General features: G+C 64.0%; 29 protein-coding genes. 17 read left to right on the plus strand and 12 right to left on the minus strand.

Features of this window, described 5'->3' with window-relative positions:
• Positions 1–30: 30 nt before the first annotated feature.
• Positions 31–1,101: a porin gene (locus tag AB4Y42_RS06320; protein ID WP_368693685.1), complete on the plus strand. Its 1,071-nt coding sequence runs from the start codon at positions 31–33 to the stop codon at positions 1,099–1,101.
• A 20-nt stretch (positions 1,102–1,121) separates the two neighbouring features.
• On the opposite strand, the gene AB4Y42_RS06325 is transcribed toward AB4Y42_RS06320, so the two are convergent.
• Positions 1,122–1,544 carry a hypothetical protein gene (locus tag AB4Y42_RS06325; RefSeq protein ID WP_368693686.1) on the minus strand — a complete coding sequence of 141 codons (423 nt, stop codon included), beginning with the start codon at positions 1,542–1,544 and terminating at the stop codon, positions 1,122–1,124.
• 236 nt (positions 1,545–1,780) lie between these two features.
• Here AB4Y42_RS06325 and AB4Y42_RS06330 point away from each other — a divergent pair, with 236 nt between their 5' ends.
• The gene (locus AB4Y42_RS06330) at positions 1,781–2,869 is read left to right on the plus strand and encodes an NADH:flavin oxidoreductase/NADH oxidase (RefSeq protein WP_368693978.1); all 1,089 of its coding nucleotides are present in this window, start codon (positions 1,781–1,783) and stop codon (positions 2,867–2,869) included.
• Between the two features lie 34 nt (positions 2,870–2,903).
• Here AB4Y42_RS06330 and AB4Y42_RS06335 read toward each other — a convergent pair whose 3' ends face one another.
• Together AB4Y42_RS06335 and AB4Y42_RS06340 are read right to left on the minus strand one after the other, a co-directional pair.
• Positions 2,904–3,296, minus strand: a complete 393-nt coding sequence (locus tag AB4Y42_RS06335) for a cupin domain-containing protein (RefSeq protein WP_342923020.1) — start codon at positions 3,294–3,296, stop codon at positions 2,904–2,906.
• Between the two features lie 2 nt (positions 3,297–3,298).
• Positions 3,299–3,889, minus strand: a complete 591-nt coding sequence (locus tag AB4Y42_RS06340; protein WP_368691785.1) for a LysE family translocator — start codon at positions 3,887–3,889, stop codon at positions 3,299–3,301.
• Positions 3,890–3,990: 101 nt separating this feature from the next.
• Here AB4Y42_RS06340 and AB4Y42_RS06345 point away from each other — a divergent pair, with 101 nt between their 5' ends.
• The gene (locus AB4Y42_RS06345) at positions 3,991–4,881 is read left to right on the plus strand and encodes a LysR substrate-binding domain-containing protein (RefSeq protein ID WP_368693687.1); all 891 of its coding nucleotides are present in this window, start codon (positions 3,991–3,993) and stop codon (positions 4,879–4,881) included.
• 27 nt (positions 4,882–4,908) lie between these two features.
• Here AB4Y42_RS06345 and AB4Y42_RS06350 read toward each other — a convergent pair whose 3' ends face one another.
• A complete protein-coding gene (locus AB4Y42_RS06350) occupies positions 4,909–5,799 on the minus strand; it encodes a LysR family transcriptional regulator (protein ID WP_368691783.1) in 891 nt (296 codons plus the stop codon).
• Between the two features lie 122 nt (positions 5,800–5,921).
• Between AB4Y42_RS06350 and AB4Y42_RS06355 the strand changes: the two genes are divergently transcribed.
• Both AB4Y42_RS06355 and AB4Y42_RS06360 read left to right on the plus strand, forming a co-directional pair.
• The gene (locus AB4Y42_RS06355) at positions 5,922–6,662 is read left to right on the plus strand and encodes an SDR family NAD(P)-dependent oxidoreductase (RefSeq protein ID WP_368693979.1); all 741 of its coding nucleotides are present in this window, start codon (positions 5,922–5,924) and stop codon (positions 6,660–6,662) included.
• A gap of 65 nt (positions 6,663–6,727) precedes the next feature.
• Complete coding sequence (locus tag AB4Y42_RS06360; RefSeq protein ID WP_368691782.1) at positions 6,728–7,321, plus strand: NADPH-dependent F420 reductase; 594 nt, start codon at positions 6,728–6,730, stop codon at positions 7,319–7,321.
• A 103-nt stretch (positions 7,322–7,424) separates the two neighbouring features.
• On the opposite strand, the gene AB4Y42_RS06365 is transcribed toward AB4Y42_RS06360, so the two are convergent.
• Together AB4Y42_RS06365 and AB4Y42_RS06370 are read right to left on the minus strand one after the other, a co-directional pair.
• A complete protein-coding gene (locus AB4Y42_RS06365; RefSeq protein ID WP_368693688.1) occupies positions 7,425–7,973 on the minus strand; it encodes a hypothetical protein in 549 nt (182 codons plus the stop codon).
• Positions 7,974–8,078: 105 nt separating this feature from the next.
• Positions 8,079–8,432 carry a glutathione binding-like protein gene (locus tag AB4Y42_RS06370; protein WP_368693689.1) on the minus strand — a complete coding sequence of 118 codons (354 nt, stop codon included), beginning with the start codon at positions 8,430–8,432 and terminating at the stop codon, positions 8,079–8,081.
• 348 nt (positions 8,433–8,780) lie between these two features.
• Here AB4Y42_RS06370 and AB4Y42_RS06375 point away from each other — a divergent pair, with 348 nt between their 5' ends.
• The 3 genes from AB4Y42_RS06375 (at position 8,781) to AB4Y42_RS06385 (ending at position 11,492) form a co-directional block, all read left to right on the plus strand.
• Positions 8,781–9,416, plus strand: coding sequence for a glutathione S-transferase family protein (locus AB4Y42_RS06375; RefSeq protein ID WP_368693690.1), 636 nt, complete (start codon positions 8,781–8,783; stop codon positions 9,414–9,416).
• 253 nt (positions 9,417–9,669) lie between these two features.
• Positions 9,670–10,287: a LysE family transporter gene (locus AB4Y42_RS06380; protein ID WP_342923049.1), complete on the plus strand. Its 618-nt coding sequence runs from the start codon at positions 9,670–9,672 to the stop codon at positions 10,285–10,287.
• A 320-nt stretch (positions 10,288–10,607) separates the two neighbouring features.
• Positions 10,608–11,492 (plus strand): GNAT family N-acetyltransferase, encoded by an 885-nt coding sequence (locus AB4Y42_RS06385; protein WP_368693691.1) that lies wholly within the window; start codon positions 10,608–10,610, stop codon positions 11,490–11,492.
• A gap of 68 nt (positions 11,493–11,560) precedes the next feature.
• Here the strand turns inward: AB4Y42_RS06385 and AB4Y42_RS06390 are convergent, their stop codons facing one another.
• Positions 11,561–12,820 (minus strand): LysR family transcriptional regulator, encoded by a 1,260-nt coding sequence (locus AB4Y42_RS06390; protein ID WP_324157845.1) that lies wholly within the window; start codon positions 12,818–12,820, stop codon positions 11,561–11,563.
• Positions 12,821–12,860: 40 nt separating this feature from the next.
• Positions 12,861–13,598 (minus strand): GntR family transcriptional regulator, encoded by a 738-nt coding sequence (locus AB4Y42_RS06395; protein WP_368691777.1) that lies wholly within the window; start codon positions 13,596–13,598, stop codon positions 12,861–12,863.
• 373 nt (positions 13,599–13,971) lie between these two features.
• Between AB4Y42_RS06395 and AB4Y42_RS06400 the strand changes: the two genes are divergently transcribed.
• The 5 genes from AB4Y42_RS06400 (at position 13,972) to AB4Y42_RS06420 (ending at position 18,097) form a co-directional block, all read left to right on the plus strand.
• Positions 13,972–14,817 (plus strand): gallate dioxygenase, encoded by an 846-nt coding sequence (locus AB4Y42_RS06400; protein WP_368693692.1) that lies wholly within the window; start codon positions 13,972–13,974, stop codon positions 14,815–14,817.
• The gene (locus AB4Y42_RS06405; protein ID WP_324157852.1) at positions 14,814–15,173 is read left to right on the plus strand and encodes a protocatechuate 3,4-dioxygenase; all 360 of its coding nucleotides are present in this window, start codon (positions 14,814–14,816) and stop codon (positions 15,171–15,173) included. The genes AB4Y42_RS06400 and AB4Y42_RS06405 overlap by 4 nt, the downstream gene beginning before the upstream one ends.
• A gap of 254 nt (positions 15,174–15,427) precedes the next feature.
• Complete coding sequence (locus AB4Y42_RS06410; RefSeq protein ID WP_368693980.1) at positions 15,428–16,483, plus strand: porin; 1,056 nt, start codon at positions 15,428–15,430, stop codon at positions 16,481–16,483.
• Positions 16,484–16,643: 160 nt separating this feature from the next.
• Positions 16,644–17,753: an NAD(P)/FAD-dependent oxidoreductase gene (locus AB4Y42_RS06415; protein ID WP_368693693.1), complete on the plus strand. Its 1,110-nt coding sequence runs from the start codon at positions 16,644–16,646 to the stop codon at positions 17,751–17,753.
• Positions 17,754–17,803: 50 nt separating this feature from the next.
• A complete protein-coding gene (locus AB4Y42_RS06420; protein WP_368693694.1) occupies positions 17,804–18,097 on the plus strand; it encodes an antibiotic biosynthesis monooxygenase in 294 nt (97 codons plus the stop codon).
• A gap of 24 nt (positions 18,098–18,121) precedes the next feature.
• On the opposite strand, the gene AB4Y42_RS06425 is transcribed toward AB4Y42_RS06420, so the two are convergent.
• Both AB4Y42_RS06425 and AB4Y42_RS06430 read right to left on the minus strand, forming a co-directional pair.
• A complete protein-coding gene (locus AB4Y42_RS06425; protein ID WP_368693695.1) occupies positions 18,122–19,243 on the minus strand; it encodes a CmpA/NrtA family ABC transporter substrate-binding protein in 1,122 nt (373 codons plus the stop codon).
• A 20-nt stretch (positions 19,244–19,263) separates the two neighbouring features.
• Positions 19,264–19,848, minus strand: a complete 585-nt coding sequence (locus AB4Y42_RS06430; RefSeq protein WP_342923004.1) for an ANTAR domain-containing protein — start codon at positions 19,846–19,848, stop codon at positions 19,264–19,266.
• A gap of 410 nt (positions 19,849–20,258) precedes the next feature.
• Here AB4Y42_RS06430 and AB4Y42_RS06435 point away from each other — a divergent pair, with 410 nt between their 5' ends.
• Positions 20,259–22,025 carry a SulP family inorganic anion transporter gene (locus AB4Y42_RS06435; protein WP_368693696.1) on the plus strand — a complete coding sequence of 589 codons (1,767 nt, stop codon included), beginning with the start codon at positions 20,259–20,261 and terminating at the stop codon, positions 22,023–22,025.
• 59 nt (positions 22,026–22,084) lie between these two features.
• Here AB4Y42_RS06435 and AB4Y42_RS06440 read toward each other — a convergent pair whose 3' ends face one another.
• The gene (locus AB4Y42_RS06440; RefSeq protein WP_368691770.1) at positions 22,085–23,104 is read right to left on the minus strand and encodes an alcohol dehydrogenase; all 1,020 of its coding nucleotides are present in this window, start codon (positions 23,102–23,104) and stop codon (positions 22,085–22,087) included.
• Between the two features lie 117 nt (positions 23,105–23,221).
• Entirely contained in the window at positions 23,222–24,169 is a 948-nt protein-coding gene (locus tag AB4Y42_RS06445) for a LysR family transcriptional regulator (RefSeq protein ID WP_368693697.1), read from the minus strand.
• 171 nt (positions 24,170–24,340) lie between these two features.
• Here AB4Y42_RS06445 and AB4Y42_RS06450 point away from each other — a divergent pair, with 171 nt between their 5' ends.
• The 3 genes from AB4Y42_RS06450 (at position 24,341) to AB4Y42_RS06460 (ending at position 26,348) form a co-directional block, all read left to right on the plus strand.
• Positions 24,341–24,679 (plus strand): hypothetical protein, encoded by a 339-nt coding sequence (locus AB4Y42_RS06450; protein WP_368693698.1) that lies wholly within the window; start codon positions 24,341–24,343, stop codon positions 24,677–24,679.
• Positions 24,680–24,746: 67 nt separating this feature from the next.
• The gene (gene gstA, locus AB4Y42_RS06455; protein ID WP_368693699.1) at positions 24,747–25,358 is read left to right on the plus strand and encodes a glutathione transferase GstA; all 612 of its coding nucleotides are present in this window, start codon (positions 24,747–24,749) and stop codon (positions 25,356–25,358) included.
• Between the two features lie 21 nt (positions 25,359–25,379).
• A complete protein-coding gene (locus AB4Y42_RS06460) occupies positions 25,380–26,348 on the plus strand; it encodes an MBL fold metallo-hydrolase (protein ID WP_368693700.1) in 969 nt (322 codons plus the stop codon).
• Positions 26,349–26,359: the final 11 nt, after the last annotated feature.

Below are 26,359 nucleotides of genomic sequence, written 5' to 3' on the forward strand. Positions count from 1 at the left end.
GGAATCCATCGCAGAAACCGGGAGCAGACAATGAAGTCGCATATCACAAGAACAATCATGCTGGGTCTATCATGCGCGGGCATCGCCGCCGTCGCGCAGGCGCAATCGACGGTCACCCTCTATGGGATCGTCGATGCCGGCGTCGAATACGCAAATCACACCAGCGCAAACGGTGGTTCTGCACGGCTCGTTTCGGGCGGCAAAAATACGTCGCGCTGGGGTCTGCGCGGCGTCGAGGACCTGGGTGGCGGGCTGAAGGCGGTATTCCAGCTCGAAAGCGGCATCAACATCGCGAACGGCACCTTCGACGACGGCCCCGGCGCAATCTTCGACCGGCGCGCGACGGTCGGGCTGAAGAATCGTTTCGGGCAGTTGACGCTCGGGCGCACCTTCACGGTGACGTACGACTACATGCTGCCGTTCGATCCGATGGGCTACGCGCCGAACTATTCATGGGCGACATCATCGAGCGCGACGGGCGGCCGCAAGGACGGTCTGTTCACCCGCTCGGCCAACGCCGTGCGCTACGACGGCGAATTCTCCGGCATCAAGCTGGGCGCGCTGTATGGGTTCGGCAATGTGCCGGGGAGCGTGAAGACGAGTTCGAAATACGACTTCGCGCTCGGCTACGCCGGCGGTCCGTTTGCTGCCGTGGTCACCTACGATCGACAAAACGGCGCGGCGGACAGCGTCACGCCCGTCGATCAGACCCGCTACATTCAGGGCATCCACGCGGGTCTTTCCTACGACTTCGGCGCGGCGAAGGCGATGGCCGGTTACCGGAACTATCGCAAGACATTCAGGACTGCGGCGGCAACGCTGCAAAGCGATATGTACTGGATCGGCGGCTCGTACGATTTCAACCCGTACTTCACGCTGCTCGGCGCGATCTATCATCAGAACATCAAAGGAGCGAGCGACGCCGATCCGACACTGTTCTCGCTGCGCGGGCAATACTCGCTCTCCAAACGGACGCTGCTCTATGTCTCCGGCGGATATGCGATGGCTCAGCACGGTCAGAAGGTGGGCTTGTCGCGCGACCTCATCGGTGCGGCCGACACGCAAACAGGCATGACGGCTGGCGTTCAGCATCGGTTCTGAGTGCTACGTGGGTGTCTGTCTCACGTGCGCGCGGGGGGCTGCGGATTGTTGGCCGGGTTCGTGTCGAACCGGTTCACGCTTTCGATGCCCACCTGGCCAGCGAGGGCCGAGAGCCGCGCATACAGCCCGTCGGCGCTTGCCCGGTCGTAGACCTCTGCACCGCGTACATACACCGCAAACGACTTCAGGTACTTCGCCTTTTTCCCTGGATTGGCGATCGTCTCTTTCGTCCATTGATACAGCGGATAGCGGTCCGGCCCGGCGCGTTCCGCCTCTTCGACATAATCGGCGAACGCGTCGAACTGGCACGTCAGGGAGGCGTCGTAATCGCGCAAGACGGCTTCAAGTAAATCGCGCCCCGCATAGGCGCGGCTCGCCCGCAGCGCATCGGCCAACTCGGGCACGACGGTGATGCGGACCTGGAATTGCCACGTTTCTGCCATGCATACCTCCTGCGTTGACGAACAGCATAGCCGCTCAGGCGCGGCCGAGACTCGCCGTTCACGATTATTCCCGTCGGGAATCGGCCTTATGAAGAATCTGCGAATTATCGCTCCGCCATGTGACCACTACGATCTACCTGTCACTCATCACCCGACAGAAGATTTTCATGCCCACACTCGCAGGCAAAGTCGCCGCCAATAGCGGCGCAACAACCGGCACCGGCTCGAGCCATCCCATGCTGTTCACGCCGATACAAGTCGGCAACCTGAACCTGGCCAACCGTATCGTGATCGCCCCGATGGCCCAGTACTCGGCCGAAGACGGGCAGATGAACGATTGGCACCTGATTCATCTCGGCCAGCTGGCGCTTTCAGGTGCGGCGGCGCTCACCATCGAGGGGACGGCGGTCACCCCCGAAGGCCGCACGAGTTATGGCGACGTGGGGCTCTATTCCGACGAGAGCGAAGTCGCCATGGCGCGCGTGCTGCAGAGCGTGCGGCGCTGGTCCGACACGCCGGTTGGCATCCAGCTCAACCATGCTGGCCGCAAAGGGTCGCGGCAGAAGTTATGGGACGGCGGCGCACAGATTCCCCATGGTCGCGAGAATGGCTGGAACACCTACGGCCCATCGCCGCTCGCTTTCGCGTCCGGAGAGACACCACCCACCGCCCTGGACCGCAGCGGACTGGCCGCCATTCGCGATGCCTTCGCGGCCGCCGCACAACGCGCCTCCCGGCTCGGCTTGAACTTCATTCAAATCCTCGGCGGGCACGGCTACCTGCTTCATCAATTTCTCTCGCCGCTCTCGAACCACAGGGACGACGAGTACGGCGGCTCGCTGGAAAACCGCATGCGTTTTCCGCTCGAGGTGTTCGAAGCCGTGCGAGACGCGTTTTCACACGAGCGCCCCGTGACGATGCGGATTTCCGCGACGGACTGGATGGACGGCGGGTGGTCCGTGCACGACGCGATCGCCTTTGTCCACGCACTGGAGGCCAGGGGCTGCGCGGCGGTCAATGTCTCGAGCGGCGGCTCGAACCCGGCCGCACAAATTCCGGTCGGGCCCGGCTATCAGGTTCCCTTCGCGCGGGCCGTGAAGCAGGCGACGACGCTGCCTGTCATCGCCGTCGGCATGATCACCGAATTCGAACAAGCCGAGTCCATCCTCCGCACGGGAGACGCCGACCTGATCGCGCTGGCCCGGGCCGTGCTCTTCGACCCGCGCTGGCCCTGGCACGCTGCCGCTCACTTCGGAGCCCAGGTCAGGGCGCCGAAGCAGTATCTTCGCGCTCAACCCAGCCGGCTGCGAAAGGTGTTCGTTTGAAGCCGTCTTGTCGATGTCCGCGCGCTGGGCCGTTTTAGCGCGCTTTGCCTAGCTGCTCTTCGATCGTCCTCGTCAACGGCGATTCCACGCGCCCCGTATGCAATGTCTGCACGGGCTCGATCAGCACGACCCAGCATTCGTCCGCTGCAACGGGATTGTGCAGCGTGCCGCGCGGCACGACGTGCATCGAGCCCGCGGGCAGATCGACGACACGCCCGCCTTCATACTCGATCTTCAGATGGCCGCGCACGACGAAGAACAGTTCGTCCTCGTGCTCGTGGTCGTGCCACACGAGCTGCCCGCGCACTTTGGCGACCTTGACGTACTGATCGTTGACCTGGGCGACGACTTTCGGCGACCAGTAATCGGACACATCGGCGAACGCGGCTTCGAGGTCGAACGATTCGGCAAACGGATGACCAGGCATCGTTATCTCCATGCTGGAATGACGGATGCGGCGAGCAGGACGCCCATCGCAAGATTAAGGATGCGCCAGTGGCGCGGCGTGCGAAAGAGGCGCGCGAGCAGCACGCCGAGCGCGCACCACAATGCGAGCGAGACGCACGCGGCCACGCCGAACGAGGCACCGAGCAGCAGCGCGAGTCGGTTCGGACTGCTTGCAAGCAGCGCGAACGACGCCGCCGCGCCGACCGTCATCGCCCAGCTTTTCGGGTTGAGCCAGAGCAGCAGGAAACCGTTGACGAGCGTGATGGGGTGCGCGGGGCCGTTACCTGCGTTCGGCGGCCCGCTGCGCGCGATGCGCCACGCGAGCCACAGCAAATATACGGAGCCGACTGCCTTGACGGCCGTTTGCAGCGACGGCAACGCGAGCAGCAGACCGCCCAGCCCGAATCCGGCAACGGCGGCGAGCACAGCCAGGCCGATCGCGATGCCGAGCATCAGCGGAATCGAACGCGCGAAGCCGAAGCGCGCGCCCGAAGCGGTGGCGAGCGTGGTGGCGCCGCCGGGCGTCACGGTCGCAATGACGACAAACAGGAGAAGCGGCAGGATCGAGGTCATCGGTGTAAATCCGGGCGAAGAAAACTTGCACTGTACGGATCGCCGACGCATCATCAAAGGCAATAATTCTGATGCGATCCATTACGCGGCATAATGCGTCAATGAGCCGAAACCTCGACCTCGACCTGATCCGCACCTTTGTTGCCGTCGCCGATAGCGGCAGCATGACGGTCGCCGCGAATCTGCTGCACATGACGCAAGGCGCCGTGAGCCAGCAGGTGAAGCGTCTCGAAGACGTGCTGGATTGCCTGCTGTTCGTGCGCAAGACGCGCAGGCTGGAGCTGTCGCGCCATGGCGAGCAATTTCTCGTGAAGGCACGCCAGCTGCTGCAGCTCAACGACGAAATCTGGGCCGACATGACCGGTCGATCCCTGCGCGGCAGCCTGCGTGTGGGCGTGCCATACGATCTCGTGACACCGCTCGCGCCCGCGATGAAGGCGTTCGCCGATGCGCATCAGCAAGTGGAGATTTCGCTCGTGTGTGCGGCGTCGCCGGAGTTGAGCGAAGCGGTGCATAGCGGCCGCGTGGATCTATCGCTGGTCGAATATGTCGCGAGCGAAGGCGAAGGCGAAGTGGTCCGCATCGAGCCGCTGGTGTGGGTCAAGGGGCGCGGCAGCGATGCCTGGCAGAAGCGGCCGCTGCCGCTGTCGATGGTGGACGAGCGATGTGCCTTCCGGCCGGTCGTGCTCGGTGCGCTCGCGGACGCGGGCATTGCGTGGCGCACGGTGTTCGAGAGCGGCAACATCGAGGCGACCGCCGCAACGGTGCGTGCGGGCCTCGCGATCACGACGTGGCTCGCCTCCACGGTGCCGGCCGACCTCGAGACGCTCGCGCCTCAAGCAACCGGCTTGCCCGCGCTGCCGCCGTTTGCGATCTGCCTGCGACTGCCCGCGACGGTTCAGCCCGCGGCGCAGGAATTCGCGCGCCACGTGCGCGAATCGATGTCGAACGACGCAGGCGCTCGACGCGCGCAGCTTGCGAGCGTTGCGTGACGTCTTGCGTGTGAGGCCGTCGCGCTTCTACAGGCGCTGCGGCAGCGCAGCCGCAAAAAAGTCGGTGATCCGGCGCACGCGCGCAGGCACGAAACGGCGCCTCGGCCACACGATACTGACATCACGGGCGTCCCCAATGAAGTCGTCCAGCACGGTGACGATGTCGGGATGCTCGAGTTCGTCGGTGAGCGAGAGCTTCGCGAAGAGGCCGATTCCCACGCCCGCGAGCACGGCCGACCGTATCGTCTCGACGCTGTTCGACGACAGGTTGCCTCGCACCGGCACGCTGAACCGGCCTTGCGGCCCATGAAACGGCCAGTTCGCCGATTCCATCAGACCGCCGTAGACGAGGCAATTGTGCCTCGCGAGATCTGCAGGATCCTTTGGCATGCCGTGCTGCTCGAAATAGCGGCGCGATCCCACGCAGACCAGCGGGGTGCTGGCGATTTTCCGCACGACCGAATCGGGATCGTTGACGGTGCCCACGCGAATCGCGAGGTCGATTCGATCCTCCACCATATCGCGGACGAAATCCGACAACACGAGATCGACCCGAAGCCCGGGATGGCGCGACAGCAGGTCGGGAATGAGCGGGAGGACGTGCAGGCGGCCGAACGTCGAGGCGGCGGCGATGCGGACAAGGCCCGAGACATCGAGCGTGCTGCTGCTCAGTTCGTTGTCGGCTATTTCGAACTCGTCGAGCAGCGGCTTGGTGCGCTCGTAGTATTTCTGCCCCTGATCCGTGAGGGTCACGCTGCGTGTGCTGCGGTTCAATAGCTGCACGCCGAGGCGCTTTTCCAGCGCACCGATCGCCTTGCTGATGGCGGACTGTGAGTCGCCGGTTCTACGCGCGGCGGCGGAAAAGCCGCCCGCTTCGACAACGGCGATGAAGGCGTTCAATTCGTGAAACCGGTCCATTGCATGTCTCTCGTGAGACCCATTCCCTCGAAGAATAGATCTCATGATAACTCCGCTGATTATCATTCGTCGGGGCGGCAATTACGATGTCTCTACCATTCACCACGAGGCAGAAATTTCCCATGTCCACTCTCACAGGCAAGGTTGCCGTCATCAGCGGCGCGACGACGGGTATCGGCTTGGCGATCGCCCAGCGGTTCGTCGCCGAAGGCGCGCACGTCTTTATCTTCGGCCGTCGGCAAGGCCAGCTCGACGAGGCCGCCAAACTGATCGGACGCAACGTGACTGCGATCCAGGCCGACGCCGCGAATCTCGATGACCTCGACCGCGTCGCCGCGGCAGTCAGGGAAGAAAAGGGTGTCGTCGACATCATCGTGTCGAACGCGGGCTTTACCGAGCAGGCTTCCATCGACACCATCACGCCAGCGCATTTCGACAAGGCATTCAACCTGATGGCGCGCGGCCCCGTCTTTCTGGTGCAGAAGCTGCTGCCGATGATGACGGGCGGTGGATCGATCATCCTGGTTTCTTCGGCCATGCACGTCATGGGCATTCCCGGGCACACCGCCTACGCGGCGACCAAGGCCGCGTTGCGTTCCTATGCGCGCACCTGGGCCGCCGAATTCAAGGATCGCGGTATTCGCGTCAACATGCTCAGCCCTGGCGTCACCGACACGCCGATCCTCGATGCCCAGTCGGCGACACGCGAGGATCTGGTGAGCATGTACCAGAGCATGGTCCCGCTCGGTCGACTCGCCCGGGCCGAGGAGATGGCCAGCGCGGCGCTCTTTCTCGCCTCCGAACAGAGTTCCTATATGACGGGCGCGGATTTGATGAATGACGGCGGCATCGGCCAGGTCTGAGACCTGAGGTGTACCGTCCGCCAGAGTGATTTTTGGGTTACTTAGGAAAACGAATGGAGAGTTCAGTGAGCTACGCAATCATCGGGCTTGGCAAGATCGGCACGGCCATCGCGCAGGCATTCGCCGATCAGGGTATCGAGGTCGCCGTGGCAGGCCGGCGGCCGGTCGACGCGCTCGCCGCGCAGATCGGGCCGTCGCTGGTTGCGCAGCGGATCGAGGACGCGGTCGAGGCTGACGTTGTCATCCTGGCTGTGCCGTTCGGCGCTCACGAGGACGTCGCGCGGGCCGCTGAAAGCTGGCAGGGGAAGATCGTGATCGACGCCATGAACGCGTACGGCGTGCCTGTGAGGGAGCTGGACGGTCTGCCTTCTAGCGCGGCCGTTGCAAAGGCGTTTCCAGGCGCGAAGCTGGTGAAGGCCTTCAACCACCTGCCCGCAGGCACACTGGCACAGGGGCCAACGACGCCGCATGGCGGCCGGCGCGTCGTGTTCGTCGCTAGCGACGACGATGCGGCTAGCGCTTCGGTGTCGGGTCTCGTCGAGCGGCTCGGGTTCGCGCCGGTCGAACTCGGGAAGATCGGCGAGGGCGGTCTCCTCGTCCAGGCACGCGGCAACAGGTGGGCCCAGCTGGTTTTCCAGGATCTGGTCAAGTTCGATTGACCGGCCGCACGCTATCGCGCTTCCGGCGAGAGCGCTTTCATGACGGGCACAGCGTTGCTGGTGGGCGGACGCTACCCGTTCGTCACGCGGGACCCTTGGCTCACTATAGCGGTTCCGGCTGGGCCCGAAGCTTGTCCTTGATTGCCGTCAGGCAGTTCGTGAACTGGGTGCGAAGCCCCACGGAGTTGCCGCTCGGTGCGGAAAGACTGTCGGTTGTCACAGTCCATCCGTCAGGCGTACGCGAAACATCGAGTTCGAAGTACTCGGCCGATTCGCTATCGAGGACCACCGACACGCGAAAACTGCCCTTCGCCGCACGTACGACCGCCTCGCAGCCCTGCTGGAGCCGGGCTGGCGCATGAGCGGACAAACCGGGTGAGCCGTCGCGAAAGGGGACCGCGCCGTACATGCGGAACGCCTCGAACTGCGCCGGCATGGCGGCCGTGACGAACTGGATGTCCGAATCCGAAACGGCATTTCCGCATCCCGCGAGGATGGCGACATAAGCTGCGAGCGTGATGCGGGCGAAATGACTCCGGAAAGTGAGTTCGTGGATCCTGCCTGGTCGTAGTCTCTGCGCAAACGTTAGCGTTCTCATCTCCAACGGGCCAGCCTCGATGTAAGAATTAGTATTACGGCGTGCGTTATGCATATATTTATCGAGGTTAACCCTGGGGTGGCATGGGTCGAGTCGGCGAGTGGGCGTCAACGGATCACTTTTTCCAGTCGACGCCGGTGCCGGCTGCGGCGCGATCTCTTACAGTCGGTCCCGCAGTAGACCTTCCGCCAACAACGCTCCCCGTACATGCGGACGCTCACCCACGCGTTGCTGAAACGCCGATATGGCGGGCAACTGTGAACTATCCAGGCCAACATGCGGAGCCCAGTTTGTCACTGTGAAAAGGTAGGCGTCCGCTGCCGAGAAGCGCTCCCCCAGCAACCATGGCTGAGTCGTCAGCAACTTCTCCAGCAATCCATAATATTTAGAAAGCGTCTCTTGTCTTTCTCGGCGGACCAACTCGGGCGTCGTGGAATTGAAAAGCGGGGAGTAGCCTTTGTGCAAATCTGAATTAACGAAACCGAGCCACTCCTGCAGGCGATAGCGCGCCATCGTGCGGCACGATGAGCGATGTGCGCCGATATAATCCGGTAACTTCCAGGTTACTCAACACAACGAGACAAGACGATGGGATTGCCTGTCCGGAAAAGCAAGGCGCCCGCGCCGCCTGCATGTCAGGTGACTGACGCCCTCGGATTTTTACGGGGCGCGTGGGCCTTGAATGTCATTTGGCAATTGCGTCATCAGGCGCGGCGCTTTCGCCGGCAAAGCACATCCGCAGACCCCATCCCGGCTTCACTTCGCGCGGGCTGCGTTACCCGATGAATTTGAGCGCAATATCTGGAGTGCAGAGCGCGGGCCACATCCGTCATAGTTGGGCTTCGTCACTCAGGAGTCGACATGCTGCGCTTATACGATTATCTGCCCTCCCAGAACGCCTGGAAGATCCGGGTTCTGCTTCGCCTTCTCGGCATTCCCTATGAGACCCAGGAGGTCTCCATTTTCGAGGGAGCGGGACAGACCGACGCATTCCTCAAGCTCAACCCCACAGGCGCCGTGCCAGCGCTCGAACTGGAAGACGGCCGCGCTTTGTCCGAGTCGAATGCGATCCTTCAGTTTCTGGCTGATGGAACCGACTTCCTGCCTGCTGACCGCTTCGGGCGCGCCAAGGTTGCTCAATGGCTCAGCTTCGAGCAGTACTACATCGAACCGGTCATCGGCTCTTTGCGTTTCTGGACATTGACGGGGCGCTTAAAGCGCAATGCTGCGATGGTCCCAGACAAACAGGAGACCGCCGCGAAGGCGCTGCGAGCCCTCGATCGGTCCCTGACGGATGCGACCTTCCTGGTCGGTGATGGCCTGTCCGTTGCCGACATATCGATCTACGCATACTCCCACCTCGCAGGCGATGTCGGTATCGACCTGGCGGCCTACCCAGCACTCGCTGCCTGGCTGTCGCGCGTCGCTGCCGGGATTGGTCCCAACCATCCCGTGCATCCTTACACCATCGATCCGCACGCCATCGTGCGTGACTAGCGGGCGCTCGAGGTGACACCCGCGGCTGTGTCTGCCTTGAAATGTCGGATCCGAGCGGAGCCTGGGGTTGGGAGCGAACAAGGTAGGCGTTCAATGGCGCCATGCTTGCGAGCTGACGAATCGCCCGTCGAGCGATTGAGCGTCTGGTCTGCCTCCAGAGTCGGCCAGCAGCGGTCAGTCGTGAATTGCTTCAGAATACCGGTGGATGAAGCGGCTCCACGTTTTGTACAACCACAATTCACTGAGGCTACAAATGGTTAATGCGTCTGCGATTGCGACAGTCTTTTCTGTCTATGCGGCGGCTGTCGTCATACCCGGGCCGAACTTTGTCGCAATCACCCAGAAGGCGGTAGCCGGCAGACGCTCCGATGCGCTCGCGCTTGTCGCCGGGATCGTGACGGTGAATCTGTTCTGGGCGACTTGCGCCATCCTTGGTATCGGCATGGTGTTCGCTATTTTCCCGTGGCTCGCTGTCGGTATCAGGCTTGCTGGCGCGGCCTATCTGATCTGGTTCGGGCTGCGGCTCATTGTGTCGGCACGGGCAACCCCCTCAGAAGCACGTCACCCAACGAAGGCGCCTCTGTTTCGTGCCGCGTTCCTGCAAGGTATCGCGACAAATATCGCGAATCCGAAGTCCATCGCCTTTTATGCGGCGGTGTTTTCCTCAGCGGTGCCCAGCCACGTTTCCACGCCGACGTTCTTCGCGATGCTTGCTACTGTCGGTGTATCAGCGACGTGCTGGTACGGAGCAGTCGCGCTCGTTCTATCGCACGCGGCGATTGCGACGGCGTATCGTCGCGCGAAGGCATGGATCGACCTCACATGTGGAGGGCTCATGATTGCGCTGGGAATCCGGCAGGCATTGCGATAACGAAGCGCCGGGCGGCGCCTGGCTGAACGGCACACGGCTTGCGCGCTTTGAACATTACAGGTCTTGCAGAGGGATTTTCTGAAACCGCTTTGTCGAAACAAGGCGCCTCAAGTGCAGTCCGACAGGGACCCTCTCAAGTAAAGAATTGTCCCTTGTGGTCTCTACGCCATGGACACTCCCAATGCGGTGTCGGAAGAGGACTTCCAGCTCCTCTTCGAATCCACGCCCACGCCCTTGCTGGTTCTGCGGCCCGGCAACGCTTTCACGCCCGCTTCGGCTCGAGGTTGACGGATTCGATATCTCTGACTAAAGTCAGAGATATGAGTGCGTCCTCCATTCCCCAGATTCGTCGCTTTAACCGCATAGTCGCCGAAAGCATCGGCGCTATCGACGATCATTTCCTCGGACGAGGCCGCCCGATGGGCGAATCTCGCCTGCTCTGGGAGATCGGTGTCGAAGGCGCGGATATTCGTACGCTTCGCGCGCGGCTAAGTCTTGATTCGGGTTATGTCAGCCGTACCCTGGCGTCGCTTGAGCGGCAAAAACTTGTCGCTGTCCTCACTGATCCGAACGACCGCCGGGTTCGCCGGGCTTGCCTGACTGAGGCAGGTCTCATCGAAAGGGCCGAACTCGAACGGCTCTCCGACGCGGTCGCGTTGCGCGTGCTCGAACCTCTCGGCGACAAGCAGCGACGGCGACTGATCGAAGCCATGTCCGAGGTCGAACATCTGCTGCAGGCATCGCTTGTGCATTTTTCGATTGAGGACCCGGATAGCGATGACGCGCGGTGGTGCTTTGAACAGTATTTCAGCGAACTCGACCAACGCTTTGAAGCCGGGTTCGACCCATCCATGAGCCTGTCGGCGGACGCTGTCGAACTGACGGCGCCGGCTGGCGCGCTAATCATCGCGAGACTCCATGGACACCCGATCGGCTGCGTCGCGCTGAAGTTCCACAAGAAGTCCCCGGCCGAACTCAAGAGAATGTGGGTGAGTCCTTCCGCGCGAGGCATGGGCGTTGGGCGCCGGTTGATCGTCGAGGCGGAGAAACGTGCCCGGCAGGCCAAAGCGCGCGTGATTCGCCTGGAGACTAATCAGACTCTGCATGAAGCGATATCGCTATACAGGCAATCCGGATTCGTTGAAGTCGATGCCTTCAATGCCGAACCGTATGCCCATCACTGGTTTGAAAAGCGCCTGGACTGAACAATCGCAACGCTTTGCACTACGGACTTTCGATTCTCGCTGACGATCGTCTCATGCGGGTTGCGGATTCAACCCGCGCGCCGCCCCTCCACCACACGCGTTGCGGGTGCAACATCCATCACCGCGAGCCGGATCGCGTCGATCAGCGCGCGTGCCGCAGGCGAGGGCGAACCCTGTGCGCGCAGCGTGAGTCCGATATCGCGGCGCGTGTGCTGCAGCGGCACGTCGAGAATCACCAGCTGCCCCGACTCGATTTCGTAGTGCAACTGCTGCGCCGAGAGCGCCGTGATCATGTCCGTGCCGAGCAGCAACCCGCGAATCACGGCGAGATCGGCGGTTTCGACGGTGGGCAGGGGCGGCTTGAGTTTCACGCGGCGGAACTGCGCTTCGAGCAGACCGCGCGAGGGCGAATGCGTGCGCGAAAGTATCCATTGCGCATCACGCAGATCGTTCAGCGTGAGGCCGTGCTTTTTCGCGAGCGGATGGTCGCGCCGCGCGAGCACGACCATGTCTTCCGACATCAATCGTTCGTTGCCGAGGCCGCTCGCCGCATCGTTTTCGCGCAGCGCGCCGAGCACGAAGTCCACGTCGCCGGCGCGCAGGCCTGCCACGAGCAGTTCATAGGCGCTTTCGTCGGTCACCACGCGCACGCCCGGATGCTGCGCGGAAAGGCGCGCGATGGCGGCCGGCAGGATCAGCGTGCGGCCCAAAGGCAGCGCGCCTACCGTCACCGCGCCCTGGATATTGCCGTGCAGCGCCGCGATATCGTCGGGCACGTGACGCAGTTCGTTGAGCGCGCGGCGCACGTGCAGCAGGAAGGTCTCGCCCTCGGCCGTGAGCAGCACGCCGCGCGGCCCGCGATGGAAGAGCGTGACACCCGAGCCGCTTTCGAGCACGCGCATGGCGCTGCTCACGGCGGGCTGGCTGATGCCGAATGCATTGGCCGTGCTCGGCATATGGCGGTGCCGCGCGAGGGCGACGAATAGCTGCAGCCGCCGCGTGTTGAGCAGATACGCGGGCAGCGTGCCTTCGCTCAACGCGCGCCGGCGCGCCTGGCGCGCGGCGCACCACTGCGCGAGTTCTTCCAGTTCGCCGAAAATGCGCGCGCAGCGCTCGAGCACCACGCGGCCCACGGCCGTGGGCAGCATGCCCGAAGGCTTGCGCTCGAAGAGCGGCGCGCCCAGCGCCGTCTCCAGTTCCTGCACCGAGCGTGTGACGGCCGACTGGGCGCGATACAGGGCCGAAGCGGCGCGCGTGGCGCTGCCGGTGTCGGCAACGAGGCGAAAAGCGCGCAGGTGCGCGAGGTTCAGGAGTTCGGGCTGGCTCACGGCTCGATCATGTCGTTTTGAGTGGGATACGCGCCGTGTCTCATGCGGCGACCGTGGCAACCGTGCCAACTGCGGCGGCGTCGCCGACCGCGCTCAGATGCAGCCGGTCGACCGAGAGATTGAGGCTCTCCTTCGAAATATGCGTGTGCTCTTTCATCAGCGCCTCGACGCGCGCGCCTTCGCCGTTCACGAGCGCGCCGACAATGGCGTGATGCTGGCGGTGCGCATACGAGAGCATCATGAACTGACGCTGCTGCGCGGCCTTGTCGAACACCACCGTGCCCGGCGAGACGAATGGAATCTTGTCGTTGAGCCCGAGCGCGGCGCTCACCGCAAGATTGTGCGCCGCTTCCACAATCAGTGCGTGGAAGCGGCCGTTCATCGCGGCGTAGCGCGTTTCCGCTTCGCTGTCGAGCACGCCGGCCGCGAAAATCGCGTCGCCTTCGCGCAGGCAGTCTTCGAGCGCGTGCGCGAGCGCCGCGTCCACGCCGCGCTCGGCGACCGTGCGTGCGGCGAGCCCTTCGAGCACGCCGCGCACGTCGATGGCGTTGAGCACGTCGGTCACCGAAAAGCGCCGCACGGTGTAGCCGCGCGCGCCCGAACGCTCGACGAGGCCTTCGGTGGCGAGCACACTCAGCGCATAGCGCAGCGGCGTGCGCGAAATGCCGAGGCGCTCGGCGAGCTGCGCCTCGACGAGCCGCTCGCCGGGCTCGAGTTCGCCGGAGAGGATGCGCGTGCGCAGCGCCTGCACGATGGTTTGCTGGGTCGTCCCGTTCATGTCATGTGTGAATCGCAGCGGGCGAGGCGCGCGGCGCATGGCGCGCGCGGCCCTTGCGAGTTCGTTCTTTTGATATCTGTTTCGTTTATGAGGGGGTTGCCGGGGCGGATCGGCCGCAGTTCCCGCAACCGGGTTTCAGGATACCAAAATCCTTTGCGGCGCGCGGGTTTGCGCGATCGGCAGAGTGTGCGCAAGCGCGCACAAGCCTTGAATTCATGAGGGAAAGGGAAATATTCGTGGTTAACCCTTGCTTACGCTCTGGGCGGCGTTTTTGTAATTTCGTATCCCAAGTGATGGAGCGAAGGCGTCTGCCGACGCATCCGGTCCAGCGCGGCGCCAGTGCGCCGCATGAACAGCAGCAGAGGGCAAGATCATGGCAAGAATAGTGGGCGGCATCGGCACATCGCACGTGCCGACAATCGGCATGGCATACGACAAGGGCAAGCAGAACGAACCCGCGTGGGCGCCGCTCTTCCAGGGGTACGAACCGGTCGCGCAGTGGCTCGCCGAGCGCCAGCCGGACGCGCTCGTGATGTTCTACAACGACCACGCCAACAGTTTCTTCTTCGACTGCTACCCGACGTTCGCGCTGGGCGTTTCCGCCACGCACGAGTTCGCCGACGAAGGCGCGGGCAAGCGCGCGCTGCCGGACATCGCGGGCCACCCCGATCTCGCGATCCATATCGCCGAGCAGCTCGTGAACGACGAGTTCGATCTCACGATCTTCCAGGACAAGCCGCTCGACCACGGCTGCAACTCGCCGCTTTCGCTTATGCTGCCGCACGAGGGCGGCTGGCCCGCGGCGCTGGTGCCGATCCAGGTGAATGTGCTCCAGTATCCGCTGCCCACGGCAAACCGCTGCTACCGGATCGGCCAGGCGCTGCGCCGCGCGATCGAATCGTTCGAGCAGGATCTCGACGTGGTGGTGGTCGGCACGGGCGGGCTTTCGCACCAGGTGCACGGCGAGCGCAGCGGCTACAACAACACCGAATGGGACATGGAGTTCCTCGACCTGATCGTGAACGATCCGGAGCGCCTCGCACGCATGAAGCACGTGGACTACGTGCGCCTTGGCGGCGCGGAGAGCGTGGAGACGATCATGTGGCTCGCCATGCGCGGAGCGCTGGGCGGCAAGATCCGCGAAGTCCATCGCAACTACTATCTCGCGACCAGCACGGCGATGGCTGTCACGGTGTACGAAGAAGAGGGCCGGCAATGAATCCACAACTGGTTGGCATCGAGGAACTGACGGGCACCTACCCCTTCGACATTCGCCAGAGCATGAAGGCCATGCGCCTGAATCGCTTCTTCTGGGAAATGCGCCTGCCGCAGGCGCGCGACCTGTGGCTGCGCGACCGCACGGCCGCCTACGACGCCGCCGCGCTCACCAGCGAGGAGCGCGCGCTCGTCGACGCGACGGACTGGCTCGGCCTCATTCAATACGGCGTGTGCTTCTTCGTGCTCGAAAAGTTCGCGCGCGTGGTGAAGATCACGAATCTCGGCATGTACGCGAGCATGCGCGGCGAAACCCTCGAAGCGTTCCTGAAGACGCGCAAGGTGCCCGACGCGGTCTGAGCGTTTGCCGGGCCGCCTGATTTCCTGAATCGCTTTTGCGTTCGGGCGGGCGCTTCGCCCACCCGGACGCGTTTGACCCGCGCGGCCCCACATGCCGCGCGCTTCTCTTGCGTCTCGCCGGATCTCGGGGCGGCGAGAGCGCTACCCTTCGATGCTCGAATAAACAGGTTTGTTCAAAACAGGAGACTTGGAGAATGCAGGATCATAAGCAGTACAAAAAAATGGCATTGGCGATCACGGGGGCCATCGGTGCGATGGCGTGTGCCGCACCGGCGTTCGCACAAAGCAGTGTGACGCTCTACGGCATGATGGACACGGGCATTACCTACGTTAGCAACCAGGGCGGCAAGCACAACGTCAAGATGGACGACGGCGTGAACGGCCCGAACCTCTGGGGCATGACCGGCACGGAAGACCTGGGTGGCGGCACGAAGGCCTTCTTCCAGCTCGTCAACCAGTTCCAGGTGGACAACGGCGCCTTCATGCCGAACAAGAGTCTCTTCAGCCGTACGTCGATTCTGGGTCTGAGCAACGACAAGCTGGGCAAGCTCACGCTCGGTAACCAGTACGACTTCATGACGGACTCGCTGTATTTCGCCGGCAACGATCCGGCGGAGCTCTCGGGCCACTTCTACGATTTCCGCGCGGGTCCGTTCCAGAAGCTCGCGCTGCCGAACAACCCGACCGGTTCGTTCGACTGGGACCGCATGGCCGGCGAGACCGTCAACAACTCGGTGAAGTATCTGTCGCCGACGTTCGGCGGCTTCAGCGCGGGCGCGATGTACAGCTTCGGCGGCGTGGCGGGTTCGATCGGCACGGCCAACGGCACGAGCTTCGCGCTGAACTACTCGGCGCATGACTTCGGCGTGAGCGCGGCCTATACGAACCTCAAGACGGTCGTGACGGGCGAAGGCGACGTGAGCGTGCGCAACTGGGGTATCGGCGCGCACTACCGTTTCGGCGGCTGGATCACGAACGCGCTCTTCACCACCGTGCACAACTCGGCCAACGGCGGCTCGGTGTATCAGGGCTCGGCGGGCGCGCACTACAACTTCACGCCGGCACTCAGCGCCGGCGCGTCGTACATGTACATGAAGGGCAACGAGGTGGTCGACAACAATCACGCGCACCAGGTCGCGGCGATCGTCGATTACGCGCTCTCCAAGCGCACCAGCGTGTACGTGCTGGGCGTGTACCAGCGCGCCAGCTCGGGCGGTCTTGCGCAGATCAACGGCATGAACTCCTCGGATGGCGCTTCGAGCGGTCAGACCCAGGCGGTTGCGCGCGTGGGCCTGCATACGCACTTCTGATGCACCGCTAGCTTCATCATCTCCGGCAGTTGTTTGACGCCGCCCGATCGGCCGATCGGGCGGCGTTTTTTTCATGGTGCGCATCCTTTCACGAAGGCCCGCCAATTGGGCAAAATAGCGCCAGTCGCAACAGCACTCGCGTGTCGAGGAAGGAAGTCTCATGACGGATACCGTGGATTGCGTCGTAATCGGCGCGGGTGTGGTCGGGCTCGCGGTTGCGCGCGCGTGCGCCCAGCAGGGCTGGGAAACCGTCCTCGTCGAGGCGGAAAACGCCATCGGCACGGGCACCAGCTCGCGCAACAGCGAAGTGATACACGCGGGCATTTACTACCCGCAAGGCTCGCTCAAGGCGCGGCTGTGCGTGCAAGGCAAGCACCAGCTCTATGCGTATTGCGAAGAGAAGGGCGTGGAGTTCAGCCGTTGCGGCAAGTTCATCGTCGCGACGCACGAAGGGCAGCTCGACGCGCTGCGCGCGATTCGCGCGGCGGCCGCCGCCAACGGCGTGGACGACCTGCGCTGGCTCGATCGCGGCGAGGCGCGTGCACGGGAACCCGCGCTCGCGTGCGTGGCGGCGCTCGAATCGCCTTCCACGGGCATCGTCGACAGCCACGGCTTGATGCTCGCGCTGCAGGGCGACTTCGAAGCGGCGGGCGGCATGCTCGCGTTTTGCTCGCCCGTCACGGGCGGCCTCGCGCGGCCGGGCCAGCCGACGCTCCTGAGGGTAGGCGGCGACGAGCCGATGGAACTGCTCGCCACGCGCGTCGTGAACAGCGCGGGCCTTTACGCGCAGCAGGTCGCGGCCTGCATCGAAGGCGTGCCGCCGCAATCGATCCCGCCGGGGCGCTACGCGAAGGGCAATTACTACTCGCTGGCGGGCGCGGCGCCGTTTTCGCGGCTCATCTATCCGGTGCCGGAGGAAGGGGGCCTGGGCGTGCACCTGACGATCGACCTTGGCGGCCAGGCGCGCTTCGGTCCCGACGTGGAGTGGATCGACACGATCGACTACACCGTGGACCCGGGCCGCGCGGCGAAATTCTACGAGGCGATTCGCACCTACTGGCCCGCGCTGCCTGACGACGCGCTGCAACCGGGTTATGCTGGCATTCGCCCGAAGCTGGCCGAGGGCAGGCATGGCGGCGACTTCGTGATCCAGGACGTGCGCGAGCACGGCGTGAGCGGGCTCGTGAACCTCTACGGCATCGAGTCGCCGGGGCTGACGGCTTCGCTCGCGATTGCGGACGAAGTCATCGAACGGCTGAACACACACTGACTGTAGTGGCGGATCAAACGCGAATCAACGCGAATCACAAGGAGAACAGGATGGTCTACGAGATGGCGCACATCACGGTGAGCGCAGGCAAGAACGCCGAATTCGAGGCAGCCGTGGCGCAGGCGCTGCCGCTCTTTCACCGCGCACGCGGCTGCCACAGCGTGGAGTTGCAGCGCGGCGTGGAAGAGCCGAACCAGTATGTGCTCGTCGTGCAGTGGGACACCGTCGAGGATCACATGGTGCACTTTCGCGAGTCGGATGACTTTCAGGAATGGCGCCGCCTCGTCGGCCCGTACTTCGAGAAGCCGCCTGTCGTGGGGCATACGCAGGTCGTCGTGAAGTAAGCGGCTGAGCGCGGCTAGCCGCGCTCACGCCTTGATGCCGAACCCCTCCACATACCCCACCGCATCGTCTCCGTCCCAGACGCGTCCATCGACGAACGGCGCGGTGGCCGTCCCGGCCGGCAGCGCGATGCCCATCGCCGCCGCCGCTTGCCCGTACAGCGCCGTCTGGTTCAAGCCGCGCGCGATCTCGCGATAGTCGCTTCGGCGTGCGAGCATGCCCCATCGCTCGAACTGCGTCAGAAACCACACGCCTTCGGAGTCGTGCGGATAGTTCACGCGGCCTTCCGCGAAGAACTTCATGCCCGGCGTGCGCGATGCCGTATCCGCTTCGAGCCGCGCGGCGATCAGCGCGGCGTCCACACCCAGCATCTCCGGGCGCGCGAGCCACTGCGCGATCTCGCGCCGATTGCCTTCGCCGTCCAGCCAGCGGCACGCTTCGAGCATCGTCTGCACGAGCGCGCGCGCCGTGTTCGGATGGCGTTGCACGAAATCGCGCCGGCAGGCGAGCACCTTCTCGGGATGATCCGGCCAGATCGCCCCGCTCGCGATGATCGTGCGCCCCACGCCGCGCTGCTGCGCGAGCCCCGGCCACGGCTCGCCCACGCACAGGCCGTCGAGGCGATCTTCGGCGAGGGCCGCCACCATCTGCGGCGGCGGTATCACCACGCTCTCGATGTCGCGCAGCGGATGCACGCCCTGCGAAGCGAGCCAGTAGTACAGCCACATCGCGTGCGTGCCGGTGGGGAAGGTCTGCGCGAACACGGGCTTGCGCGCCAGCGTGGCGAGCGCACGCGGCAGCGAGCCGTGTTCGGCGAGCGCATCCGCGAGGCGGTTCGAGAGCGTAATGGCCTGGCCGTTGCGGTTGAGCACCATCAGCACGGCCATGTCGGTCTGCGGGCCGCCCAGGCCGAGCTGCACGCCATACACGAGCCCGTAGAGCGAATGCGCGGCGTCGAGTTCGCCGGACAGCAGCTTGTCGCGCAGCGCGGCCCACGAGGGCTGGCGCGAGAGTTCGAGCGTGAGGCCGTGCGCGTGGCCGAACTCCAGCAGCTTCGCAGCGACGAGCGGCGCGGCGTCGGCGAGCGGCACGAAGCCGATCTTCAGATGGGTTTTCTCGGGCGCGGCGAGGGTAGGGGTGGCGTTCATGGGCGGCGCTTCGTTCCTGCTCAATCGGGTCGTTCCTGGGCCTGCGCGAGCGCGACGATCTGGCGGGCGACCTCGGCGAGCTTCACGCTCTGGTTCATCGCGCGCTTGCGCAGCGCCGCGTAGGCGGCGGGCTCGGTCAGCTTCTGTTGCTCCATCAGGATGCGCTTCGCGCGGTCGATCAGCTTGCGCTCGGCCAGTTCGTTTTCGGCCTGCGTGAGACGTTCGCGCAACTGCGCTTCCTGAGCGAAGCGCGCGAGCGCGACTTCGAGGATCGGCGCAAGGCGCTCGCTCGCGAGCCCTTCCACGAGATAGGCGGTCACCCCCGCGTTCACGGCCGAGCGGATCAGCTGCTGGTTGGCGTCGTGGCTGAACATCAGTACCGGGCGCGGCGCGGTGGCGTTCATCACCGCGAGCTGTTCGAGCGTGTCGCGCGAGGGCGACTCGGTGTCGATGATGATGACGTCGGGCCGCTCGCGCTCGACGACGCGATGCAGCGCCTGCGGCGTCGCGGGCTCGGCGAGCATGTCGTAGCCGAGCCTGGCGAGCGCGTCGCGCAGGTCGCCGATTGGCTTGTCGGTGTCGGTTACGAGCAGTACGCGCAGCATGGGGATTCGGTGATCGTCGGCATGAAGTCTTCGACGGTTAATCGGTGCATTACGCGCCATCGCTGGGCGCGCATGACAGTTCAGCAAGGTGCGTGCCAGTTTGTCCGTTGGCCGCAAAGCCGTGCCGGGCGGGGTTTTGGGCGCGCCGCGCGGAAACGCGGCGCGCAACGCGTTGTGCACCGCAGCAGTGCGGGGGCGATGCGTCGCACCCAGTTGGCGCAGTGGTGGCAGGCGATGCCCGAAAAAGTGCGGGAGGGCGGTGTGAATTCGTGGTCAGGATTCCAGAGTCGGGACAGGCGCACGCGGCTTCTTTTGTGACACGCATATTTCACCTATTCTTTTTAGCGCACGCCGTCGGCTCCACGATTCCCAGCGCCAGCATTCTCATGACAATTAACCGGCCAATGGAAATGGAAAGACCTGCCTCTCCCAACGCACAGCCTGCCAGTGCAACCGCAAGCCAGCCCTGGCTGCGCTGGCTGCCCGGCGTCACGTTGCTCAAGACTTATCAACGCGCCTGGCTGCTCAACGATCTCGCTGCGGGACTGGTGCTGACCACCATGCTCGTGCCGGTCGGCATTGCCTACGCGGCGGCGTCCGGCGTGCCCGGTGTCTATGGCCTCTATGCCACGATCATTCCGTTGCTGGCCTACGCCATTTTCGGGCCCAGCCGCATTCTCGTGCTCGGCCCCGACTCCGCGCTTGCCGCGCCGATACTCGCTGTGGTGGTGCAGGTCGCGGGCGGCGACCCCGCACGCGCCATCGGTGTGGCGAGCATGATGGCGATCGTGTCCGGGCTCGTCTGTGTCGTCATGGGGCTGTTGCGTCTCGGCTTCATTACGGAGCTGCTGTCCAAGCCCATTCGATACGGCTACATGAACGGCATCGCGCTAGCCGTGCTCATTAGCCAGTTGCCGAAGCTCTTCGCCGTCTCCATCGACGAGCAGGGCCCGATGAGAGACCTGCTCAGCCTCGCTCAGGCGCTCGCGCGCGGCGAGGCGAACTGGTACAGCTTCGCCGTGGGTGCGGGAAGCCTCGTGCTGATCCTCGTGCTCAAGCGCTTCGACAAGGTGCCCGGCATCCTGATCGCCGTGATCGTGGCCACGCTCTCGGTCAGTCTCCTTCATCTCGACACCCTGGGTGTGAAAGTGCTGGGCACGATTCCCCAGGGCTTGCCTGGACTCTCGCTGCCGTGGGTCGCCAACGTGGACCTGGTCAAGATCGTGCTGGGCGGCGCAGCCGTCGCATTGATCGCTTTCGCCGATACGAGCGTGCTTTCGCGCACCTATGCGGCGCGCTTTCATGCGCGCGTCGACCCGAACCAGGAGATGGTGGGCCTCGGCGTGGCGAACTTCGCAGCCGGCTTGTTCCAGGGCTTTCCGATCAGCAGCAGCGCCTCGCGCACGCCGGTTGCCGAAGCCGCGGGCGCCCGCACACAGCTAACCGGCGTAGTCGGCGCGCTCGCCGTGGCGGCGCTGCTCATGGTCGCGCCCAATCTGTTGCGCTATTTGCCCAATAGCGCGCTCGCCGCCGTGGTGATCGCCGCCGCGCTCGGGCTGTTCGAAATCGCGGATCTCAAACGCATCTACCGGATTCAGCAGTGGGAGTTCTGGCTGTCGATCGGTTGCTTCGCGGCGGTCGCGGTTTTCGGGGCGATTCCCGGCATTGGCCTCGCTGTCCTGATCGCCGTGATCGAATTCCTCTGGGACGGCTGGCGGCCTCATTTCGCGGTGCTCGGCCGCGTGGAAGGGTTGCGCGGCTATCACGACATCGAGCGCTATCCCGAAGCCGTGCGCACGCCGGGGCTCGTGCTGTTTCGCTGGGACGCGCCGTTGTTCTTCGCGAATGCCGAGTTGTTCCAGCAGCGCCTGATGGAAGCGGTGGAAGCGTCGCCCACGCCCGTGCGCCGGGTCGTGGTGGCGGCGGAGCCCGTGACGAGTGTGGACGTCACGTCCGCCGACATGCTGCGCGAACTGACCCATGCGCTGCGCGAGCGCGGCATCGTGCTGCATTTCGCGGAGATGAAGGACCCGGTGCGCGACAAGCTCAAGCGCTTCGATTTGCTCGAAGACATCGGCCCGGACCGCTTCGATCCGACCGTGAGCAGTGCTGTCGATCGCTATGTCGACGAGACCGGCCTCGCGAAGGACGAAGCCGGGCCCCAAGCAGGACGGTAGTGAAAAGCCGATGCGGTGCCGGCCTCGTAGCGCCGCACCGCACTTCGCCTCGATGCCCGTCAGGCGCCGGGCTTGAGCACCACGCGAAAGCGCGCCTTGCCGCTCATCATCCGCTCATAGGCTTCTGCCGCGCGCGACAGCGGATATTCCTCGATCATCGGCTTCACGCCCGAGAGCGCGCTGAATGCCAGGGTATCCTGAGAATCGGCGGCGGTGCCCGAGGGCCAGCCCTGCACCGAGTGGCGGCCCATGATGAACTGCGTGATCGGCACTTCCACGGGCTCCTCCGACACGCCGATCATGATCAGCTTGCCGTTCAGGCCAAGCCCGCCCAGCGCAGCGCTCATGGCTTTGCCGCTCGTGGCCGTGGCGAGGATCACGCGCGCGCCGCCCAGCGCGAGCAACGCTTGCGCGACGTCCTGCGAGGAACTGTCGATGTAGTGATGCGCGCCGAGCTGTTTCGCGAGCGGCGCCTTGTCCTGGCCGCGCGCGATGGCCACGGTGACGAAGCCCATTCTGCGGGCGTACTGCACGCCGAGATGGCCGAGGCCGCCAATGCCGAGAATCGCCACGACATCGCCCGCGCGTGCGCCGCTGTGGCGCAGCGCGTTGAAGGTGGTGATGCCGGCGCACAGGAGCGGCGCGGCGTCGACGTCGGAGAGGTCGTCGGGCATGCGTGCGAGCGCCTCCTGCGGCGCCACCATGTAGTCGGCATAGCCGCCGTCGTAGCTGATGCCGGGAATCTGGCCGTTCTTGCAGAGCACGAAGTCGCCGTGGCGGCAGTGCTCGCAATGGCCGCAGTGGCCGCCGTGCCAGCCCACGCCGATGCGCTGCCCGACCTTCCATTCGTCGACGCGCGCGCCGAGCTTTTCGATCACGCCTGCAATCTCGTGGCCGGGCACGCGAGGAAACTGCAGCCCGGGCCACTGGCCTTCCTTCGTGAGCGAATCGCTGTGGCAGATCCCGCAGGCCTGCACCTTGACGAGGACGTGTCCCTCGGGCGGCTCGGGAATATCGCGCTCGACCAGTTCGAGAGGGGCCCCCGGTTTTGCTACCTGCACTACGTGCATCTTTGGCATCGTCTGCTCCTGGGAAAGTGAGGTTTCCGCCGATGATGTCGTGGCGACGTGTGGCTACTGCGACATTGTAGGACGATGGTGCGGGCGCTTCGCGCTGCGCGGCGTGGTGGATGTTTGTTAGCGTTTGGCTCCCGCTTTTACGCGGACTTTTCCATCGCCCGCCGTGCGGCTCTTCATATGATCGATGAACGCGCGCAGTTTCGGCATGACCTGTCGTCGGCCCGAATAGCAGAGAAACACCCCGGGCCTCACCGGCGCGTAGGCCTCCAGCACCTCGATCAGTTCACCCGCTCTCAACCCGACAGCGGCCAGCGGCTCGGGTACCTGGGCGAGGCCCAGTCCTTCTAACGCAGCGCCCAGCACGGTGGGAAAGTCACTGGCGATGAGGGGGCCGGATACGGCAATCTCGAGCGGCTGGTCTGCGTCGTTGAACGACCACAGGGCGAGCGCGCCGTTGGAGCGCCGCCATCGCAAGCAGGCATGCTGGCGCAGGTCGTTCGGGTGAGCGGGCGGGCTTGACCCGGCGAGGTAGGCAGGGCTGCCGACGACGATGAGACGGAATGGCGGCGTCATCGGCACCGCGACCATATCGGGAGCAACGAGATGCCCTTGCCGGATAGCGGCGTCGAAGCCTTCGGCGGCCAGGTCGGTCACCTCCTTGCTCGCAGCAAGCTCCACCTCGATCTCGGGATAAGCCTTGCAGAACGATGTGACCAACTCAAGCAGCGTGGGGATCACCGCGCGCGGCGCGGAGAGACGCAGCAATCCGGCCGGTCGCTGGCCGAGTCCACGCGCCACCTCACTGGCGGCGACCAGTTCCTCGAAGGCGGGCTTGGCGCGCGCGAAAAACTGTTCGCCGGCTTCGGTCAAGCCGACACTGCGCGAGTTGCGGATGAAGAGCGCTGCGCCAATGCGCGCTTCGAGGACACGCACCGTCTGGCTGATCGCCGAGGGCGTCACACCGAGTTCCGCGGCTGCCTTGCGAAAACTGCGATGCTCGGCAACGCGCAGGAACACCTCCACGCCGTCCAGCGCGCCCTGCCTGACTGTGAAGTTCTGCTTCATGGCCCGTCAACAATGTGATGAATAGGCGCTTGCGAATAGCGATGATACCTTGGCACCAGCCATTGGGCCGGAGCATCAGCGGCTCGCACCACGGTAACTGGCCGCTGAATGAAACGCCTTCTTCTCAATTTGACCATAGCCTCTGTGCTGGTCGCTTCTGCTGGAGTTTCCATGTCGCAAACCACGCCTATGCCCGCCACGCCAACCACGAAGATTCTGGCGATTGGCACTTTTCCGCCGGGCACGGACATGCAACTTGTCCAGCACACGCTTCCGACCGAAGTGCGCGAGACGGCGCAGCTCTACCTCGAGGGCAAGATTGACCAGTGGTATTCACTGCAAGACCGGGCCGGGGTGGCGTTCATCCTGAACGTAACGGACGTCGATCAAGCGCATGACATGCTCGAGGCACTGCCCTTGGGGAAAGCGCATTTGATGACGTTCTCGCTCTTCCCGATTGGCCCGCTCAAGCCGTTGAGCAAGCTCTTGAATCCGCCTTCGCCCCAGTAGCAAGCGCTGGAGCGTGCGGGGCTGCAGCGCCGTTGGTTAATGATTGAACTCGTTGTCGGGATCGAACATGAAGCTTTATTACTCGCCGGGAGCATGCTCGCTTGCGTCGCATATCGTCGCACGCGAAGCGGGGATCGCAATTGAACTCGAGAAGGTGGACATGGCGTCGAAGCGCACGCAAGGCGGAATCGACTTTCTCACCATCAATCCAAAGGGAAACGTGCCGGTGCTCGAGCTGGACGACGGAGCATGGCTTACGGAAGGTCCCGCCATCATGCAGTTTCTCGCGGACCTGAAGCCGGAACGCGATCTCGTTCCCCTTAACGGGACGATGGCGCGGTACCGTCTGCAGGAATGGCTTGGCTTCATTAATTCCGATTTGCACACGAGCTACGCGCCGCTCTTCAATCCCGCGATGCTCGGCCTGATCCGCAGCGAAAAGCGCGAAGCGCTCTTCAAATATTATGCGGTGGTAGAGCGATCCCTGACGCACCAGCCATGGTTGCTGGGAGAGCAATTCTCGGTTGCCGACGCCTATCTTTTCACCGTCACAAACTGGGCAAGGCACGTTGGCATGGATTTATCGCGGCTGCCCGCGATCAGCGCATTTCAGCAACGCGCGGCGGGTCGCCCGCAGGTCAGGGCAGCGCTGCTGGCGGAAGGTTTGCTGCGGGACTGATCGATACCAGGGAGTGTAGAGATGATTGAGCCAATCGACAGCCTGGAGATTACGGTCATCGTCGATAACGTGACCGACATCCTTTCATCGAATCCGGCGTACGTGGAAACAGAGCTTGCCGGAGCCTGGCGGCGCGGGATGAAATCGCTGGGTGGAGGATGTCTCTGTTGCGCCGCTCACGGCTTGTCCTGTCTGATTACTGCCCGAACGGGCGACACGTCGCGCTCAGTGCTGTTCGACACGGGGCCGGACGAGTGGGTATTCGAACGTAACGTCGGCAGGCTCGGCCTCGACCTCGGCACGGTCGGCGCGATGGTGCTTTCACATGGACATTGGGATCACGCCGCGGCAATGCCACGGGCATTGCAGATGATCACGCTGGCCAACGGTGGAAAGCCTGTCCCGACCTACCTGCACCCGGAGATGTTCGCGTCGCGAGCGGTCAGGAATGCGCAAGGCCGCATGATGCCAATGGAGGATATTCCAGGCCAGCAGGTGCTTGCCGGTAACGGGGCGGAACTCGTGATCACGAGAGTCGAACAGGCGGTTCTGTCGAAGTCGTTCTACGTCAGCGGAGAAATCCCGCGAGTGACGAGCTTCGAGCGCGGCATGCCCGGCCAGCACAGGCGTGGCCCCGACGGTGCATGGGAACTGGACGAAGTGCTCATGGATGAACGATATGTTGCCGTGCATATCGCTAACAAGGGTTTGTTCGTGTTTACAGCCTGTTCACACGCAGGTCTCATCAACGTTTTGACTCACGCGGGCAATCGCTTTCCTGATGTGCCGATCTACGGGGTGCTGGGCGGCTTCCATTTGTCAGGCGCAACGGAAAGCATCATTCCGGACACTGTCGAAGCGCTGGAACCGTTCAATCCTGCTTTGATCGCCCCCGCGCATTGCACTGGCTGGCGGGCAATCGGCGCACTGGCAACACGGTTCAAGGATCGGGTCGTCCCGTCGGCGGTAGGCAAGCGCTTCGTTCTTTGACTAACGATCTA

Origin of the sequence: Paraburkholderia sp. EG286B (assembly GCF_040965655.1) — a bacterium.
In the GTDB taxonomy this organism is placed as follows: domain Bacteria; phylum Pseudomonadota; class Gammaproteobacteria; order Burkholderiales; family Burkholderiaceae; genus Paraburkholderia.